Source organism: Sedimentibacter saalensis, from assembly GCF_007830175.1.
GTDB lineage: Bacteria > Bacillota > Clostridia > Tissierellales > Sedimentibacteraceae > Sedimentibacter > Sedimentibacter saalensis.
The window spans coordinates 97,384-115,383 of sequence record NZ_VLKH01000006.1 but is presented as its reverse complement, the minus strand read 5'-3'; the positions used below and the strand labels follow the sequence as shown (position 1 = coordinate 115,383).

At 37.6% G+C, this 18,000-nt stretch carries 17 protein-coding genes; 1 reads left to right on the top strand and 16 read right to left on the bottom strand.

The features are described from left to right. Positions 1–208: 208 nt before the first annotated feature. The 4 genes from mnmH to LY60_RS11525 all read right to left on the bottom strand — a co-directional run bounded on the left by mnmH (position 209) and on the right by LY60_RS11525 (position 5,703). On the bottom strand, positions 209–1,246 hold the full coding sequence (mnmH, locus tag LY60_RS11540) for a tRNA 2-selenouridine(34) synthase MnmH (RefSeq protein WP_145083771.1): 1,038 nt from the start codon (positions 1,244–1,246) through the stop codon (positions 209–211). 265 nt (positions 1,247–1,511) lie between these two features. Next, entirely contained in the window at positions 1,512–2,672 is a 1,161-nt protein-coding gene (locus tag LY60_RS11535) for a DUF362 domain-containing protein (protein ID WP_145083768.1), read from the bottom strand. A 26-nt stretch (positions 2,673–2,698) separates the two neighbouring features. Continuing rightward, positions 2,699–3,673, bottom strand: a complete 975-nt coding sequence (locus tag LY60_RS11530) for a TAXI family TRAP transporter solute-binding subunit (RefSeq protein ID WP_145083765.1) — start codon at positions 3,671–3,673, stop codon at positions 2,699–2,701. After that, positions 3,670–5,703, bottom strand: a complete 2,034-nt coding sequence (locus LY60_RS11525; RefSeq protein ID WP_246145424.1) for a TRAP transporter permease — start codon at positions 5,701–5,703, stop codon at positions 3,670–3,672. Before LY60_RS11525 ends, LY60_RS11530 begins: the two co-directional genes overlap by 4 nt. Before the next feature lie 274 nt (positions 5,704–5,977). On the opposite strand from LY60_RS11525, the gene LY60_RS11520 reads away from it, so the two are divergent. Beyond that, complete coding sequence (locus LY60_RS11520; RefSeq protein WP_145083762.1) at positions 5,978–7,030, top strand: YkvI family membrane protein; 1,053 nt, start codon at positions 5,978–5,980, stop codon at positions 7,028–7,030. A gap of 114 nt (positions 7,031–7,144) precedes the next feature. On the opposite strand, the gene frlD is transcribed toward LY60_RS11520, so the two are convergent. The 12 genes from frlD to LY60_RS11460 all read right to left on the bottom strand — a co-directional run bounded on the left by frlD (position 7,145) and on the right by LY60_RS11460 (position 17,828). Then, positions 7,145–7,942 carry a fructoselysine 6-kinase gene (gene frlD / locus LY60_RS11515; protein ID WP_145083757.1) on the bottom strand — a complete coding sequence of 266 codons (798 nt, stop codon included), beginning with the start codon at positions 7,940–7,942 and terminating at the stop codon, positions 7,145–7,147. Positions 7,943–8,075: 133 nt separating this feature from the next. Continuing rightward, positions 8,076–9,071 (bottom strand): SIS domain-containing protein, encoded by a 996-nt coding sequence (locus LY60_RS11510; protein WP_145083755.1) that lies wholly within the window; start codon positions 9,069–9,071, stop codon positions 8,076–8,078. Positions 9,072–9,096: 25 nt separating this feature from the next. Further along, on the bottom strand, positions 9,097–10,155 hold the full coding sequence (locus LY60_RS11505; protein WP_145083752.1) for a polyamine ABC transporter substrate-binding protein: 1,059 nt from the start codon (positions 10,153–10,155) through the stop codon (positions 9,097–9,099). Then, entirely contained in the window at positions 10,152–10,979 is an 828-nt protein-coding gene (locus tag LY60_RS11500) for an ABC transporter permease (protein ID WP_145083748.1), read from the bottom strand. The genes LY60_RS11505 and LY60_RS11500 overlap by 4 nt, the downstream gene beginning before the upstream one ends. Next, positions 10,979–11,851 (bottom strand): ABC transporter permease, encoded by an 873-nt coding sequence (locus tag LY60_RS11495; RefSeq protein WP_145083745.1) that lies wholly within the window; start codon positions 11,849–11,851, stop codon positions 10,979–10,981. The genes LY60_RS11500 and LY60_RS11495 overlap by 1 nt, the downstream gene beginning before the upstream one ends. A 10-nt stretch (positions 11,852–11,861) precedes the next feature. Next, entirely contained in the window at positions 11,862–12,965 is a 1,104-nt protein-coding gene (locus LY60_RS11490; protein WP_246145423.1) for an ABC transporter ATP-binding protein, read from the bottom strand. Between the two features lie 160 nt (positions 12,966–13,125). After that, positions 13,126–13,863: a GntR family transcriptional regulator gene (locus LY60_RS11485; protein WP_145083742.1), complete on the bottom strand. Its 738-nt coding sequence runs from the start codon at positions 13,861–13,863 to the stop codon at positions 13,126–13,128. Between the two features lie 428 nt (positions 13,864–14,291). Continuing rightward, a complete protein-coding gene (locus LY60_RS11480; RefSeq protein ID WP_145083739.1) occupies positions 14,292–14,615 on the bottom strand; it encodes a hypothetical protein in 324 nt (107 codons plus the stop codon). A gap of 67 nt (positions 14,616–14,682) precedes the next feature. Continuing rightward, positions 14,683–14,994 carry a YbjQ family protein gene (locus LY60_RS11475; RefSeq protein WP_145083736.1) on the bottom strand — a complete coding sequence of 104 codons (312 nt, stop codon included), beginning with the start codon at positions 14,992–14,994 and terminating at the stop codon, positions 14,683–14,685. Continuing rightward, positions 14,975–15,199, bottom strand: a complete 225-nt coding sequence (locus LY60_RS11470) for a DUF502 domain-containing protein (protein WP_212633479.1) — start codon at positions 15,197–15,199, stop codon at positions 14,975–14,977. The genes LY60_RS11475 and LY60_RS11470 overlap by 20 nt, the downstream gene beginning before the upstream one ends. A 131-nt stretch (positions 15,200–15,330) precedes the next feature. Then, positions 15,331–16,812 (bottom strand): S-layer homology domain-containing protein, encoded by a 1,482-nt coding sequence (locus LY60_RS11465; RefSeq protein WP_170226192.1) that lies wholly within the window; start codon positions 16,810–16,812, stop codon positions 15,331–15,333. Between the two features lie 116 nt (positions 16,813–16,928). Further along, complete coding sequence (locus LY60_RS11460) at positions 16,929–17,828, bottom strand: DMT family transporter (protein ID WP_145084008.1); 900 nt, start codon at positions 17,826–17,828, stop codon at positions 16,929–16,931. Between the last annotated feature and the right edge of the window lie 172 nt (positions 17,829–18,000).

The following is an 18,000-nucleotide window of genomic DNA, read 5'->3' as shown; positions in this document are numbered from 1 at the left end:
ATACTCCTCCAATTGTTTTCAGTGAACACGTTCTGTGAACGAATTCATTATAAAACATAGTTTGATAATTATCAAGCATTATTTTTATAAAATGCATTTTTTCTTCGTATAGTATTTACAACTATAAAAAAAATATGCGGACAAATTGTTCTGCGCATATTTTTTCTACTATTAGTCTATATATTCATAAAATACATATTTTACTTGACTATTGTTTTGTTTTTACGTCCTTTTCGTACCATTTTAGTATTTCCATTGCTGTTCTGTCACTGTCTGTGCTTGTTTTAAATTTGGCAGCATAGTTAATCTTGTCAGACTTAAAATTGTACATTGGGTCGTAGTATTTTTCCATGAGTTCCCTTGCAACAAAATCGAAATTTCCCATAGAAATTTCATTCTTCAATAATTCCAGTCTGTCTTTGGAAATATATTTATTGAGCATGTCCATGGCTCTTATTGATTCTGAAATCCAGTCATCACTTATGGTGTAATCTTTCTTCAGGTTTACTATCCTGTCTTGAATATCAGCTTCAATGAAAATCTGAACTCCATTTCTCATTTTATCAGAAATGAATTTCGGTATTGATACGCTTCCTATTTTTTGGCTCTCAGCTTCAACAAACACGAAATTATCATCTGCTTTAATCAATTGATCATAAATCTTTGTTTCAAATTTTTTCTGAGAATTGCATTTGCCTATACCAATGCTTCCAAGCATGGAACCCCTGTGATTTGCAGCACCCTCCAGGTCCAAGACTGAACATCCGAGATTTCTTAGACTTTGCAGAATATTTGTTTTACCGACACCAGTATTTCCATTAAGCATAATATAATTGATTTTGTCGTTGAGTTTTGGAAGTGCATCAATAACTTCGCTGCGATAACTTTTATATCCGCCTTCTAACTGGAAAACGGGTATGCCAATTGAACTGAACACAGATGCAAAGTAAGTGCTTCTGTAGCCTCCTCTTGCACAAAATGCTGCAAGCTGCCCGTGCTTATATTTTAAATCTATTACCTGTTCAAACATTTCAGGCATTTTTGGAGAAATGAGATTTACTCCAAGCCTTTTGGCCTCTGTCTTACCAACCTGGACATAAGTGGTACCTATAAGCTTTCGTTCCTCGTCAGTCATCAGGGGTATATTTATGGCACCTGTTATTGTATCATCCTCATATTCCGAAGGACTCCTTACATCTATGAAAAAAAATTTCTCTTTTGCTTCAGTGTATTTCAATGTATTCAAGTATGTATTCCTTTCATTTCTACTTTTAGAAAAAAAATTCTCTCTATAGTTTAATTTGCGTTTTTAATTATAACATATTTTTATTTATTATCAACCATAAATAAAATAAGACAGAGGAATCGTCCCCTGCCAAACTGATGCTATTAAATTAATTTAACATATTACATAACATGGTTCTTGTTCACCGCCAAATGTCCAATTCATCAAAGCGTAGGGGCGGGTCTTGTGCCCGCCCGTTGTTGTTAGTTCAATAATATTCAATAGTCTAATCATTATTTTTTTGATCTTCTATAAACTTCAGTATTCCTGAACCAACAGGCGGACATCCCTTGCAAAATGGCAATCCGTTTCCTGATTGACCTGCGCAGTTACCAACAAGCACCAGACACTCCTTGAGAAGATCTTCAGCCTCCAGGTCTTTCCCTGTAGCTAAAACAAGTCTGTTGTTGTCATCAAATTTGCTGCCGTGATTTTTAATAAAGGCCATTATTGTTGCGCTGCAGGCACTGCATGTCCCCTTCTCAATGACATCAATATATGGATAGAGATTTGAAAGTCTTGTCATATCAGCGGTTTGAAATTTCTTTGCATACTTAAGGTAATCATCAGGCTCAGCAACTATTTCCTCATAGGATGACGTGCCGCATCTTTCCTGAACAATATTCACATGAGAAACTGAAGCAGGTTCCATTCCCATCAGAGACATTCCTACGTAATCTGCAGCTGTAGGGTCCTTGCTTGCGACAACCAGATCCAGATTTATTGTGTTTCCTACTGCCGGTCCAAAGCCCTCCATACATGTAGTGCCGTCCAATACCACGTAATTCGGAAGAAGCACTGTTGACATATCTCCAATTCCTATATCAAGACACTTTCCCTTCTCCGGCTGTGGATTAGGCTTATCAATCCTGTGCAGAATTGTTTTTTCCATACGATAAAGGCAGCCTTTCATATTTTTGATTCCCAAGGTCGCACCGGTATACATATGAGTTTTGATTACGGGTATTGATACAACAAAATCCATTTGAAATGGTAATGAGCTGAAGCGCAGTTTGTCAACCATTATCCCGTTCTCAATTTCCTTGGTAACAGGAGGATAATCATCCAGGTTTACAAAGTCAACATTCTCCTCAATACAAACATTGGTGATTCCAGCCATTTCCATAGCCTCATGAACATCTACACCCCAGAGCGCACCGTCTCCAACAAGTATTTCACCTGCATCCTGATCCTTAAAGAAGCGTATAACTCCCCTGATAACTTCAGGAGATGTGCACAGTGCTGTATTGGCCTTCCCCTTTCTGCCAGCATTAGGCTTGAGAAGAACTTTTTTACCCTTAGCATCGTCAACAAATACTCTCTTAATGGCATCATATGCCATCTTTGCCGGTTCATAGCCGTGTTTTATAGAAACCAGCTGTTTCATGTCATCACACCCTTGCTGAATAAAATTTATTTTAAAACGCCTGCCTCTTTGTAATATCTTGCAGCCCCATCGTGTAATGGAATGTCTGCCAGGTTTTTAACTGCATCCTCAATTTTAATATTCTTGATTGCATTATGAGTGCCTTTTAAAGATTCTATATTTTCCCACAGTACCTTTGTCATTTCATATACTTTGTCCTCAGGTACACTCTCATCCACAAATATTGTAATAACTATGCTTGTAGTCACAACATCCTCAGTCTGTCCCTCATATGTTCCTGCTGGTATAATATCTCTGTTGTACCAAGGATATTCGTTTGTGAGTTTTTCAATAACATCTTCATCTAATGATATGAGTTTACCTCCTGCAGTCGCACAAATTTCAGTAACTGCAGATGTAGGGATTCCGGATTGAATCCAAGCGCCGTCAAGCTGCTTGTTTCTTATGAGGTCAATGGCTTCAGTAAAGCTTACAAACTGTGCATTAAAATCATCAGGATAATTAACTCCTGCTGCTGAGAGATGGAGTTTAGTCTCAACTTCCGGTGTGCTTCCCGGTGCACCCGGTGCAAATACCTTTCCTTTAATATCCTTTAATGTCTCAATGCCTGAATCTCCCGATACAACAACCTGATTGTAGTTTGAATAAAGGGCTGTAAGAATTCTCATTCCGTCATATTGTTTGCCTTCAAATACACCTTTTCCGTTTTTCTGATCACTTAGTATGCTTGTTACAGCAACACCCAGCTGGGCTTCTCCGGTTGCAACAAGTCCAAGGTTCTGTACACCGCCGTTTGATGCCTCCGCTGAAACAGTTAAACCTTCTATTTTTTCACTCCACAGATTAGCAATTGCTGCACCTATGGGATAAATTGCTCCTGATGTAGACGCCGTAGGGAATTTAAGGTAGACATTTTCTTCTTTACCTGTTGAGCTGCTGCAGCCCACAAGAAGGCTAAGAACCATAGCCAGTATTAAAATTAATGCAACTGATTTTTTCATTTCTCTTCTCCTTGAAATATAATTTTTTTGTCATTTTTATTCATATATAGCTGATAAAGAGTAATCAGACCAGCCATGGCAACACCAACAATATCTGTACCGCTGCTTGGATGTATCATCAAAAGCCCTACTGCTATAAAAATAATCCTTTCAAAATATCCACTTTTTCTAAGGTACCAGCCCTGGGTTCCTGCTGAAAGGAATATTATCCCTGCTGCTGCTCCTACTATAGCAATTGCAATCTGGAGTATCTCGGTACCTTCAGGTGCTACTCCCAATAGAAGAATGGGGTTTAGCAGGAAAAAGAAAGGCAGAAGGAATCCGGACAATCCCACCATACAGGCTAAAATACCTGTCTTGGTAAAGTCAGATTTTGCAATACCTGAAGCAACATAAACAGACATGGCCACAGGAGGTGTTATATTTGACAAAGATGCATACATAAGGCAGAACAAATGTGCCGGAATAGGAAGTGAACCAACCTGAATCATGACAGGTACAGCAACTGCTGTTACTATAACATAAGCAGCAATTCCAGGAACACCCATTCCAAGTATGATGCTCATAATTGCAACCATAATTCCAGCTTTAAGAAGTTCCCCCGGTCCTACAACTCTGAGCATTATATAACCAAATTTAAGTCCAAGTCCCGTTAGTGATACCGTTCCTACAATGAGACCTATGATAACACAGCTTACTCCTACGCTTATGACTCCCCTGACGCCATCCTCACATGCCTTGATTATAGTCTTGAGACCCATTCGGGTATGCTTTCTTAAGTAGCTTGCCCCTATTGTAACAAATATGGATACAACACAAGCGAATAAAGGTGTATATCCCATACCCATAAACCCTAGAAGTGATATGAGCGGCGCAATGAGGTGCCCGTCATTTTTCAGAACCTTTAGTGCATCAGGGATATTTTCCTTGTCGATGCCCTTAAGCCCAAGTTTCTTTGCTTCAAAATGAACTGCCATAAGCATTCCGAAGTAGTAAAGCACAGCAGGTACAGCTGCTGCCATGGCAACAACTGAGTAAGATTCTCCTGTGAACTCTGCCATAAGAAAAGCAACTGCTCCCATTACCGGCGGAAGAAACTGTCCTCCGGTTGAGGCTGCAGCCTCAACTGCTCCGGCAAACTCAGCCTTATAGCCTGTATCCTTCATCATAGGTATTGTTATTATTCCCGTGGTTGCCACATTGGCAACAGCGGATCCGTTTATCATTCCCATGAGGCCGGAAACTACCACAGACACCTTTGCAGGTCCTCCTGCCGATCTTCCCACCATTGCCAGGGAAATATTGTTAGCCAGACGGCTGAAACCGCTTAAGTTCAAGAATGCTCCAAATACAATAAATACAAATATGTATGTTGCTGAAACTCCTATTCCGCTACCGAATATACCCTGACTGCCCCAAAACATGTGTCCTATTATTCTTGGCAGTGAAAATCCTCCGTGCCCTAAAGTTCCAGGTACCATTCTTCCAATAAAATTATATGCAAGAAATATTGCTGAAAGCCAAACTAGTCCGCCGGTTGCTCTTTTTGCTGCAAAAAAAGCCAAAATGATTGCAATTAAACCAATAATATTTTCAAAATCAGATACAAAGCCACCGGTCAGAGCTATTCTGTTGTAATTCAGAACAAAATATGTAAACACAAAAAGTGTAAGACATATCAATATAAAATCAAATATGGATGGTTTGCTTCTCTTTCTGTTTTCCTTCGTGGCTGCTGGATAAAGCAAAAAGCAAAACACCAGCAATATGGCTGCATGGATTGCCCTGAAGGTAATGGCCTCAATGGTGCCAATGGTTGTGTAATATAGTTGGAATACAACCCACAGTACTGAAAGTATAGTGATAATATTTTTCCATGGCCCATGATAGTCCCTTACTCTGCTTTCGGTATCTACCTTCTCCACTAACTGCTTTGCTTCCATATCCAGCTGTTCTTTTTCCTCATGAACTAATTCATCAAGAGAATCTATGCAGTTGTCTTCCGTTTTTTTGTTTTCATCCTTTTTCAAGTAATCACCTCCGTGTTTTATTCATGGATTTGCATTTTAATAATTATAACCGCAAATTGGCATTTATGACATTATAACACAAAAGTCAGTGAAATCAAGCACTTATGTAATTGGTATAATTTACCTCTTGCTGTTTTGTATTTGAAAAATGCATAAATTATACCTTGTGTTGTTTCATTGAAGACAGGGAACGTTTCATATGTCTCTCCTGATGAAGTAATAAAACGTCAAATTAACTATACAATTAATTATATGAAATTTAGGATGTGATGAGATGAATAGAAAAGGCGTATCAACTTTAAAAGTGGCAGCAACTTATATAGGAACTGTTGTTGGAGCAGGCTTTGCTACCGGGCAGGAACTGCTTCAATTTTTTTCAAAATTCGGTGCAATGGGATTGGCAGGACTTTTAATTTCAACGGTAATGTTTATACTGTTCGGTTACATTATTATGGACTTGGGTAAAAAGCTCAATGCCCGTTCACATGTTGAGATAATTTTATATTCAAGCGGGAACCAAATTGGAAAAGTTATTGATTACATAATAACCATATTCCTATTCGGATCATTTTCTGCAATGATAGCAGGAACCGGTGCACTTTTTACCCAGCAATTGAATTTTCCCGGACTCATGGGCAACATATTAATGGCAGTTCTTACAGCATTAACAGTGCTGACCGGAATTAACGGTGTTATAAATTCTATCAGCTTTGTTGTTCCTTTTTTATTGGCAGCAGTTATTGGAACCAGTGTTTTTTCAATAGTAAACACACCGCCTGACATTGCTCGTGCAGCAATAATCACAGGAGGGAACGGATTAATGAATAATTGGTTTTTATCAGCCGTGCTGTACGTTTCCTATAATACTGTTCTCTCAATTGCAGTGTTAGGCCCACTGGGAGCTTCAGCACAAAATAAAAAAGCCATTAGAAACGGCTCAATATTAGGCGGATTAGGGCTTGGTATTGGATCTGTAATGATATATCTTGCATTGTCAGGCAACGCTTCTGAAATTGCAGGGCTCGAAGTTCCCATGATTTATGTGGCAGGCAAAATTTCATATTTTGCTCAAATACTATATGCATTGGTTCTTACAGCTGAAGTTTACACAACCTCAGTCGGTGCCCTATATGGATTTGCAGCCCGAATCACCGATATTCAAAAAAATCCCGTCAAGGGAAGAATTGTTGTTGCAACATCAACTGTAGCTGCACTGATGGCAAGTCAGTTTGGTTTTTCTAACCTTGTAAAGTATTGGTACCCTGTTGAAGGCTACTGCGGCATAATACTTTTGGTATGTCTAGCATATACCACATTTAGCAAGTGACAAAGGTGCGGGTACCGTCCCCTTGTCACCCTAACAATATACTTGCGGGAGGACACGAGGTCCTCCCCTACATTATTGATGTCAATGGGCATCCCCTCTGTCCTATATTCTTTCCTACCAGGCTCCATAGTAGCCTATGGTATCGCTGCTGCTTTGTGCACCTTTTTCCATACACTCTGCAATTGATTTTCCCTGGAGGAGGCCTAAAACGAATCCGGCTATGTAGCTGTCGCCTGCTCCCATGCTGTCTACTACTTCACACTTTATTATTCCAAACTCCGTGAACTCATTGCCGTCATATGCAATGCTTCCTTTTTCCCCTCTTTTAACAACTACAATGCTTGGGCCTTTGGATTTAACCCACTTCATAAATTCATACAGCTCATAGTTACTCTTGCTGTCGCAGGAAAAAAATGCGTAATCAACAAATGGCAGAGCCTTGTGTGTAATTTCATGGTCAATTTTATCTGCAAAGTCAAAGGCTACAGGTACTCCTCTTTCTTTGATTAAATGAAGATTCGACTCTATCATTCCCCATATTCCTGTTACAACAAGATCATGGCTGCACAGAAAATCTATATCTTCATCTCTAAGCCTGAAGTCTGCCATGACACCTTCTTCATAATCCCCTAATATTCTGTCGCCGTCTTTTAGTTCAACATGTGTTACTGCAGTATTGCCCTCTAATATTCTGATGTGCGATGTGTCTACACCTTTTGCTTTTATTGCTTCAATCATGATTTTTCCGTTATCATCAGTTCCTACAACACCTGTGTATGATGAGTTTCCACCCATCCTTTTCACATACACAGCAACGTTCACAGGATTTCCTCCAGGAAAAGCCTCACCTGTGCTGTCATAAACATCTATGCAGTTGTCCCCAACTGCAGCTATTTTTATTTCTTTATCCATAATTTCCTCAACGTTCTGTAATATTCTTCAGTCTTTCTATTGCTCTTCTTGCATAAAGAGACGGTTCATTGTAAAAAACAGACTGCTTCAATATAAGAAACAGCCTGCATCTTTACATTAGCAGAATCAGCCATTAATAATCAAGCTGTCTGTAGTACCTTCTTATTTCCATAGGATGACAGTTTAGTTTTTCCAGGTGAACATCTATTCTTGTAGTTATTGCTCTCATTAAAAGATGAGAAAGATGTCCTCTGAATTTTTCACTTATCCCCTTCAGTTCATAATCCTTTGTGTCAATTATATTATAGTTTGCACACACTCTGGGTAAAAATTTAGCAACCCTTTCACTGAGCGCTCTTTGAGAATCCTCTCCAATGAACACTGTGACTGCAGTGTCTCTGTCAACAATTTCAAACATTCCGTGGAAAAATTCTGCACTGTGTATGGATTTTGTCCTTATCCAGTGCTGTTCTTCCCAGAAGCACATTGCATAGGAGTATGTTGCTCCATATTGATTTCCTGCTCCAACAAAATAATGTATGCTGTCATTCATATGCTTTCTAGCAATACTCTCACCAAGTTCATCAGCTGCTTTTTCAACCTCTACAAGACCGCGGGCAAGATGTCCGTCAAGCTCAGCATAAAACTCATGGTATTCGTCAAATTCTCCTGCATTATACATAAATCTGTCCGCTACCATAAAAAATTTGAGCTGTTCATTTTTAGGGTATGAAATTAGATAATCTACCATTTTGGCAAGCTTCGTGTCAGGATAATCCACAAAGCCAATTACTTTAGCACCGGCATCCTGAGCCTTTTTTACCCCGTCAACCATTTCTGCTGTGCTTCCCGTAACAGAAGATATAACTACTATTGTGCCTTTTCCTACTTTTTTGTTTCCAGTCTTTTTGTATTCTGCTGCGTTTTCAACAAAGAAATTTATTGCTGATCGTTCCTTCATATGTACTTCAGCCTGCAGACAGGATGCATATGTACCACCTATACCAAGCCAACAGATGTTTGTATATCCTTTTTGACATATTCCATCCACAATAGATTCTATTTCACTTCTAATAGCCAATGCACCATTTACGCTGTCCAGCTGTTTTTGTTCGTCAAATTTTAACATTACTTTGTTCTCCTAAGCTTTTAATTTATTCCCCAACTTTTAATTTTTGATAATAATCATTGTATATTGTAATTGCTTCTCCAACATCTTCCTGGAAAAATACATTTTGCTTGTAATCAAAATCTCTTGCAGGGTCATTTTTGTACGTGTCTGAAGCTGCTTCAACTGCTGCATCATTTGGGCATGAATATGGATATTCTACAAGGTTTGCAGCCATAACCTGAGGATCTGTGATGTAGTTAAGGAATTTTTCTGCAAGGTCCACATGCTTAGCTCCTTTTGGCACTACATAAAGGTCAAAACCAAGCTGTACCGGATCTTTTTCAAAATCAGCTATTACAAGATTATTTTTATCTCCAAGCTCTGACATAGCCCACGATGCATTTCCGTCATATGTGAATGCAACGGATGCAGTTCCATTTGTAAGGTTTTGTTCAGCATTTCCGTATGCTACAACATTTTCATTATATTTTACAAGCCACTCATATGCTTCTGCAATTTCTTTTTCATCTGTTGAGTTAGGATCATATCCAAGGGCAACCAAAGCTATTGGGAACAGATTTCTGGCTCCGTCTATTGTAGCTATTTGTCCCTTCAATGCCGGGTTTATAAGGTCATTGTAGCTTTTGATTTCAACAGGGCTTGTATCCTTGTTGTAAACTACGTAAATATAGTTCATAAGATAAGGTACGCAGTATTCTTTTGCAGTCCAGTATGCTTCATTGATGTTTGAAGCATTTGGTATGTTTTCAAAGTTAATCTTCTCAACGTATCCACCTTCTACAAGTGATTCCATATAAGCATCACATGTCATGATTAGGTCATACTCTTGTCCGCCGCCAGCTGTTAGCTTTGTAATGGCATCTGCATTGTCGCTCATGTATGACAGGTTTACTTTTACGTTGTTTTCTTTTTCAAATTTTGCTATTAAATCGTCTGAAATGTATTGCTGCCACATATAGATATTAAGCTCTGTGCTTGGAGCTGCTTTGCCGCTTTCTACAGTACCGGTATTAGTTCCACAGCCTGTAAAAAGCCCCATGATTAAAACCATGGTTAATAAAATTGAAATAATTTTTTTCATATTGTTGCCTCCGCCTTGTTGCGTTTTTTCAACGCATATTTAATTAAATTATTCAAAATCATTGCTAATACAATGACTAGAATCATGATTGTGGTGAGTGCATTAACATCAGGAGTAACCCCTGACTTGTTCATTGAGAGGATTAAAACCGGCAATGTTGAATTTTTTGCTCCTGCAAGCATATTACTCATTACAACATCATCTATTGAAAGAGTAAATGACAGAAAAGCTGCACTCATTACTCCCGGCATAATGCTGGGAAGAGTAACATTTAAAAATGTCTGAATTCTGTTTGCCCCAAGATCCATGGATGCCTCTTCCAGGCTGTATCCATCGCCACTTATACGTCCTTTGATAGTGACCACAGCATAAGGAATGCAGAATGTGCAGTGACCAATCAATATGGTTCCCATTCCTAGAGCAAGTCCTATTTTCATAAATATAATAAGAAGTGCAACAGCCATAACAATTTCAGGAACTATTATAGGTATGTACAGCATATTGTTTATGAATTTCTTTCCTCTGAACTCATATTTTTTTAATCCCAATGCTCCGATTGTTCCTATGGCAACAGAAATCACGGTTGCCAATACTGCAATTACTATTGAATACCAAAGACTTCCGATTACAGCAGAGTTAGTGAATAATTTTGAATACCACTGAGTTGTAAATCCATTCCAGTAATAGTTGTATCTCTGATTGTTAAATGAAAATATCATCATCACAAATACCGGAATATAAAGAATGGTGTATATTGCAATTGAATAAATTGCACCTATTGTATCTTCAAACTTTTTTCTTTTTTGTTTTTTTGAAATACTCATTATACCACCTCCATGTCTTCAATATTTGCAAATCTGGTATAGATAAAAATGAGCAGTCCTGTTATAACAATCAAGAGTACTGAAAGAGCAGCTCCAAGAGGCCAGTTTCTAATTGCTCCAAACTGATTTTTTATAATATTTCCTATATATAATACTTTTCCTCCTCCAAGCATGTCTGTTACGGTATATATTCCCAGAGAAGGTATGAATACCAGTATTATAGACGAGAATATTCCTGGAAATGTAAGAGGCAGAGTTATATTAAAAAATGTGGTACGCCTTGAAGCACCAAGATCCGCCGATGCTTCCAAAAGAGAATTGCTCAGCTTTTCAATTGAGCTGTACATGGGAAGCACAGCAAATGGAAGCATGGTTGTTATCATACCAACCAATACAAGACCATCCGTATATACAAAGCTCATGGGTGCATCTATGAAACCTGCACTAAGAAGAAACTTATTTACAGGTCCGCTTGTCTGAAACAATAAAAGCCAGCTGTTAAGCCTCATGAGAGAGTTTGTCCAAAACGGAATCATTATGAGCATTATGAGCCTTGAAGCCACTTCCTTTGGTTTTTTTGCAATATAATATGCAAATGGATATCCTATGAGAAGGCAAAGAACAGTGGTAATTAATGCCGCCCTTATGGATTTTACTATAACCTTAAAATATGTTGCATCCAGCAATGTCTCATAACTTTTCAATGAAAATTCATAAACAACATCCCCAAACACTCCCCTTGCCATAAAACTTATGTAGATAATGTACAGCATGGGCAGTGTTACAAATAAAATCATCCATAGTGAAACCGGTCCTGCCATAGCTAAGGCAGGCAGAGTTGTTTTTCGCTTTAAAATATTTTTGTTATTCATATGCCCTCCGCTACTTCGATGCCTTAATGGCAACAGCTCTTTCCGGATTCCAGTAAATATTTATAGAATCTCCTTCTTGGAAATCTTCATCCTTCTCAAAACGGGAATACTTTATTTCAGTGTTATCTTTCATATCAACAGATGTTTTTACAACAGTTCCCATGTATGTGAAATCCTTTATAGTACCCATTAGATTAAATCCATCCACTGTATCTGTGCTTACCTTTACATACTCTGGTCTAATGGACACATGGAGGCTTTCACCCACATGAAATCCTTCTCCTTTAACTTTCAAAGTACCGGCTGAAGTTTTAACACTTAAAATTCCATCCTCTAATCCTGTTACCTCTCCATCAAAAATATTGGATTCCCCAATGAAACCTGCCACAAATTTAGTGAGCGGCCTGTTGTAAATTTCTCTTGGTGTAGCAAGCTGTTCTATTACACCTTCATTCATAACAGCTATTCTGTCACTCATTGTGAGGGCTTCCTCCTGGTCGTGAGTTACATAAACAAATGTTATTCCAAGTTTCTTTTGCAGTCTTTTAAGTTCCACCTGCATTTGCTTTCTAAGCTTCAGGTCAAGAGCTCCAAGGGGTTCATCAAGAAGCAGTACCTTCGGATTATTAATAAGTGCTCTTGCAATAGCAACTCTTTGTTTCTGACCACCGGAAAGAGCATCAGGCTTTCTGTTTTCATATCCCTTAAGCTGGACGAGCTCCAGCATTTCATTCACTCTTTTTGTGATTTCTTCTTTTGGTCTTTTTCTGATTTTAAGACCATAAGCAATGTTATCAAATACCGTCATGTGCGGAAAAAGAGCATAGTTCTGAAAGACTGTATTTACATCTCTTTCAAAAGGTTCCTTATCTTCAACGCTCACTCCCTGAACCTTGATAGTTCCGCATGATGCTTCTTCAAAACCAGCAATCATTCGAAGGGTTGTGGTTTTCCCGCATCCTGAAGGTCCAAGAAGAGTGAGAAATTCTCCTTCTTTTATTTCAATATTCATATTTTTTACAACTTTGTTTTTTCCGAAACTTTTTTCAACATCTATTAAAGACACAATAGAATCAGAATCAGGCATTACTGAAGTTACAACAGAATCAGACATCTTTCACCTCTTAATTAAACGTTAATTATTTATGAATTGTAATGAAACTTGTATATTTTTAATCTTTATAACATGATTTTTGCGGCGTACTTGCTATAAAGGAGACTGAAAAAGTCTATTTTTGTCATCCTGAACGTTAGTGAAGGAATAACACCCGCATTTAAACTGTAACATTAGGCCACAGTTCTGTGTAAAACGTGGTCCTGTCTCCAATATTTAACGACCTCGTGGCTTCTACCACTCTATCATTCATGTCGTAAGAAATCGATTCTAACAGGAACGCAGGCGTATGCTCTGTTACAGCCAACATTCTTGCTTCGCTTTTATATAAAGTAGTAATCTTTATCCACTGTTTTGAATACTTCAATTTATGTTTGTACACATCTTCAATAACTTTGTACAAGGAATTGTTCTCAAAATCATATTGAAGAAGGTCATCATATAGACTCACAGGTAAATAAGAATATTCCAAAGCAAGGGGTATGTTGTCCCCATATCTGACACGGACAATCTCATAAACTTTGGTGCCTATTGTGGTTTCAAGCAGAGAAGCAATTTTCTTATCAGCTTCAATTATGCCGGATTTAACTATCTTATTGCTTGGCTTGATGCCCTTTGATCTAAGCATTTGTGAAAAGCCGCTGAGCTTAACAAAATCTCTTTCAAAATTCGGAAGCCTCACAAAAGTACCTTTTCCTTTTACTCTGTAGGCGTATCCCAAATCCACAAGCTGAGTCAAAGCATTCCTTGCAGTCATTCTGCTTATGTTGTATGTATCACTTATATCCCTTTCAGATGGCAGCTGACTGCCGCTCTTAAGCTCTCCGGAATTTATTTTTTCAATGAGAATATCCCTGATTTGAATATAAACCGGAGGAATATATGAATTGTTTTTCATATTGTTCTATCCTTTCGTCGTGTGGTATACTTGTATATACCACTATATAAATAGTAGCACAACAGTATAACCTTCGCAACACTTTTTTGCTAAATTTGACTCATTATTAAATAAATAGTCTAACACATATCTGTCCAGTGGGGACTGTTTATGTCCATCGTTTCTATAACTGCCGCTGGGGACGGTTCTCTCTGACCATCATTTCCTAGTTGGTCAGTAAGAACCGTCCCCCATGTCACAGTCCAACATGGAGTTTCAATTCACTGATATTTTCATTACTAATTTATCGTAGGGGCGGATCTTGTGTCCGCCAGTGTTATTAATTCAATATACTTGCGGGAGGACAGTAGTCCTCCCCTACATTATTGAGTCAATGGGTGTCCCGATGCAAATGGGGACGGTTCTCTAAAAAGAACCGTCCCCTTTGACTATTTGTTTTTTATTTCATTTATTCCAAAGCCTTCAATTTCGCATGCACCATCATCAGTTCCATTGTAATGAGCAGCCGGATGCTGCGGGTACATATATTCAATCATTGCAAAATTTGCTATATCTGCAAGGAATTCTGTATTGCCTGTTTCCTTGTACTTATCAAGTCTTTTTTCCAAACTTTTTATTGCATCAATAGTTTTGTAGATTTTATAGTTGTCTTTTACAGCACCATATTTGTAATACGAAACAACCATCATATTTTTTCGTATTTCATCGAATTTTTCTGAATATTCAGTTGATAGTATTTCGTTTAATTCCATAATATACCCCTGGCTTTATTGTAATTAACCAACGTATTCATTATGCGTAAAAATCAATTTAAGTTTCTTACTTAAATTTAACCGCAGTACCATAAACTATTACTTCAGCTGCGCCTTGCATAACCGCTGAAGAAGCATATCTGATATTGATGACGGCATCTGCCTGTAGCTCTTCTGCTTCAGCAACCATTCGCTTTGTTGCAATAGCTCTTGCATCATTCATCATTTCATTATATGCAACTAGTTCCCCACCAATCAGAGTCTTTAAACCTTGGGTTATATCACGGCCGATGTTTTTTGACTGTATTGTACTTCCTTTAACAAGGCCAAGCATTTCAAACTCTTTTCCGGTAATGTAATCAGTATTTACTAATATCATCTTCCTCACCACTCCTTATTTCTTTGATTCGCTCAACAAGAACGTAAACACAAGCACCCGCTAACAACAGCGGGATAGCAACACCCAATATTTTAATAAGAAAGGGTATGCTGTCATCAAATGCAAATAAAAATACAAATCCAATAAAGTACAATACAACAACTGCGGTTATCACAATTGGTGCAATCATCTTTTTTTTGTGCATTTTTTTCACCTCATCTTATTATACCCCATTTTTGAAAAGAAACAATACACGTTCCATAGAATTTATGGTCAGTGGGGACGGTTCTCTCTGACCAGCTTTTCTTAGTAGGACAGAGATAACCGTTCCTTTGTCTACAGCTCTATTCCTTCAACACAGAATTTTCCTGACTGATGTTTGGACAGCGGTAAGTAATCATCCAGCCTAAATACCAGTGTAAAGTCAGATGAATCCAAAGCATAGCCAAATGGTATGTCTACATAAATTGTTTTAGATTGGCTAGTATATTCGGTTGGTGCATAAAATTCTCTAGAAGCACCTTGATTTCCGTTTCTGTCTCCAAAAATCAAATCCAGTTTTGTATCAGATGAAAGTATTGTATATTCAATCTTAGTTCTTACCCTCACATTGTCTCCATCGTAGTAAACAATAGGAAACAACGGAGTGACAGTTCCTTCAATTTTTATTTTATTCTTTTTCACATAATCAATATAGTCTTGTAACTGTATTTTTACATCCTGACCCCACAACGCATAATTTACTGTATGATAAAAATGATCAATTGAAATTGTTTCATAGTCAATATTTAATATTTCATCATAAGCCTGGCTAATCATTGCATCCATAGCATAATATTCATCAAAATATGACTGATAAGCCTTAATAGGGCCAAACGCTCGATCAGATGTTGATACGTAATTTGGAATTTCATAAACCTCATTATCTATACCCGAAAGAATATATGGATATATTGCGGAGTTTTTTGGTAAATCTGAAGACTTAACCTTATCAAGAAATACTTTAGAATCAGGTTCGTTGCCATTTGGCATGAACACTCCATAGACATTTAAATTGTTTACATCAATTAAGTCCTTTGTTTCACCCGGATATGTACTAGTGTATCTAAAATTATATTTTTCATAAGTAGGATTATTGCCAAGATAAATATGTGCATCCTTGCTGAATGTTATTCGGTCAGCATGGCTCACAATGCGTATTAAAATAGTTGCAACCTCTGCACGTGTAATATTGGATTCTCTGTTAAATGTTCCGTACTCATCATTTCCAGTCAAAACACCTGCATTGTACAAAAAATAAATATACCTGTCATAGGGACCAACAACATCAATGTCAGGAATATAATCAACATTGTTAAGCTTTGTATATTCAGATTCAGGAAGAATGTTGGCAAATATGTAAGCAAGCTGTTCTCTGGTGGCTGGTAAATTGAAGTTACTGAATTCTCCCTGTTTTATAATTCCATTGTTTTCAGCATAAATCACAAAACCGTCATACCACTGTGTGCCTGCATTGTCTATGACTCCGTCCCCTCCGTTATAAATCTCGTGAGCCCTGGATGCCATGGCTAAAGCTTCAGCCAATGTCACATTGCCGCCAGCATCAAAATACCCTGCTTTTTTTCCGCTCATAAGTCCAAGTTCGTAACATTTCTTTACATTTTTTGCATACCAATCACTGTCTTTGATGTCTGTGAATACGTTTTGTGAATATTCATATTTAGCGGTAAATTTTCCGCCCACTTCTCCAAATGCTATAGTCTGGAGCATTGAAATCAATAAAACAAATGTTGTTAAAAATAAAATTCCCTTCTTCATATTAACCATCCCTTTCTAAACATATTTGTCCTGCTTTATTTAATTTTGTCATCCTGAGGCGCAGCCGAAGGATCTCATCTTATACTTTTAAAGATCTATCCTCATAATTACAAGAATTAAACTACAAACAATATTGTAACCCCTATAACAGATATGACAGCACCTAATATCTCTTTAGGGGATACTTTTTCTTTTAATACAAATATAGACAGAGGAATAATAAGAACCGGTATTATTGAAGTAATGGTGGAAGAAACTCCGGTTGTCGTATATTGAATAGCCAGAAGACTGAAGGATACTCCTAAGAAAGGACCAAATAACGAACCAAAGAACAAATACTTTGTTGCCTCCATATTCTTAACATCTTCTTTTAACTTGTCCCACTTCTTCATAAATAAAATTACAAAAGTGAATCCCACTATCCCAGCTATAATTCTGATTTGTGTTGCAGCAAAAGGGTCATAATCTCCCATGCCTATTTTGCTGAATATTAATCCCAACGCCTGACCGAACGCGCCGATTAAAGCGTAGACTATTCCCTTAACAGAACGAGAAAATTTAAAATTATTGCCTTCCGGATTTTTAACCAATACAACAACCGCAATACCGAAAATTGTTACAAACATACCGATAAAATCGGACAGAGATATCAATTCTCTCATTGTTACAAATCCCAGCAATGCCGTGATTGGAGGTGCAAGTGCCATTATAAGCATAGATGTCCTTGCTCCAATTTCTAAATAAGCCTGAAACAAAAATAAGTCTCCTATAACAAACCCAATGAGTCCTGAAATACTAAGATACAGCCATGATTTTAATGTTGCATCAACCGGCAGCATCATTCCTCTTGAAAATGTTGTGAACAAACTTATTAATATAAACCCCATAATTAATCTTATGTAATTTACAGACAAAGAGCCAATTTTCTTGCCAGCTATTTCAAAGCATATAGCAGTTATAGTCCAAAATATTGCTGTAAAAAGTGAATAAATTTCTCCTAAATGAGATTGAATCATCATGTCCTCCGTTAGCCATTATGGTTTATTTTCTAATGCTAAATTATATCACCATAAGTGAACGTATACAACATTTATAATAGTAAAATTAATCACATTGTCCATTCATTTGAATGTTTAAGCCATAAAAAAACATGCAAATAAATTCAATGTGCATGTTTTCGATTGTATT

Excerpts from the sequence above, each read along its gene's own strand:
- LY60_RS11465 (WP_170226192.1), bottom strand. The coding sequence starts at position 16,812 with ATGAAGAAGGGAATTTTATTTTTAACAACATTTGTTTTATTGATTTCA.
- LY60_RS11535 (WP_145083768.1), bottom strand. The coding sequence starts at position 2,672 with ATGAAACAGCTGGTTTCTATAAAACACGGCTATGAACCGGCAAAGATG.
- LY60_RS11530 (WP_145083765.1), bottom strand. The coding sequence starts at position 3,673 with ATGAAAAAATCAGTTGCATTAATTTTAATACTGGCTATGGTTCTTAGC.
- LY60_RS11520 (WP_145083762.1), top strand. The coding sequence starts at position 5,978 with ATGAATAGAAAAGGCGTATCAACTTTAAAAGTGGCAGCAACTTATATA.
- LY60_RS11495 (WP_145083745.1), bottom strand. The coding sequence starts at position 11,851 with ATGAATAACAAAAATATTTTAAAGCGAAAAACAACTCTGCCTGCCTTA.
- LY60_RS11505 (WP_145083752.1), bottom strand. The coding sequence starts at position 10,155 with ATGAAAAAAATTATTTCAATTTTATTAACCATGGTTTTAATCATGGGG.
- LY60_RS11470 (WP_212633479.1), bottom strand. The coding sequence starts at position 15,199 with ATGCACAAAAAAAAGATGATTGCACCAATTGTGATAACCGCAGTTGTT.
- LY60_RS11510 (WP_145083755.1), bottom strand. The coding sequence starts at position 9,071 with ATGTTAAAATTTGACGAACAAAAACAGCTGGACAGCGTAAATGGTGCA.
- LY60_RS11500 (WP_145083748.1), bottom strand. The coding sequence starts at position 10,979 with ATGAGTATTTCAAAAAAACAAAAAAGAAAAAAGTTTGAAGATACAATA.
- LY60_RS11480 (WP_145083739.1), bottom strand. The coding sequence starts at position 14,615 with ATGGAATTAAACGAAATACTATCAACTGAATATTCAGAAAAATTCGAT.
- LY60_RS11475 (WP_145083736.1), bottom strand. The coding sequence starts at position 14,994 with ATGATATTAGTAAATACTGATTACATTACCGGAAAAGAGTTTGAAATG.
- frlD (WP_145083757.1), bottom strand. The coding sequence starts at position 7,942 with ATGGATAAAGAAATAAAAATAGCTGCAGTTGGGGACAACTGCATAGAT.
- LY60_RS11490 (WP_246145423.1), bottom strand. The coding sequence starts at position 12,965 with ATGTCTGATTCTGTTGTAACTTCAGTAATGCCTGATTCTGATTCTATT.
- LY60_RS11460 (WP_145084008.1), bottom strand. The coding sequence starts at position 17,828 with ATGATTCAATCTCATTTAGGAGAAATTTATTCACTTTTTACAGCAATA.
- LY60_RS11485 (WP_145083742.1), bottom strand. The coding sequence starts at position 13,863 with ATGAAAAACAATTCATATATTCCTCCGGTTTATATTCAAATCAGGGAT.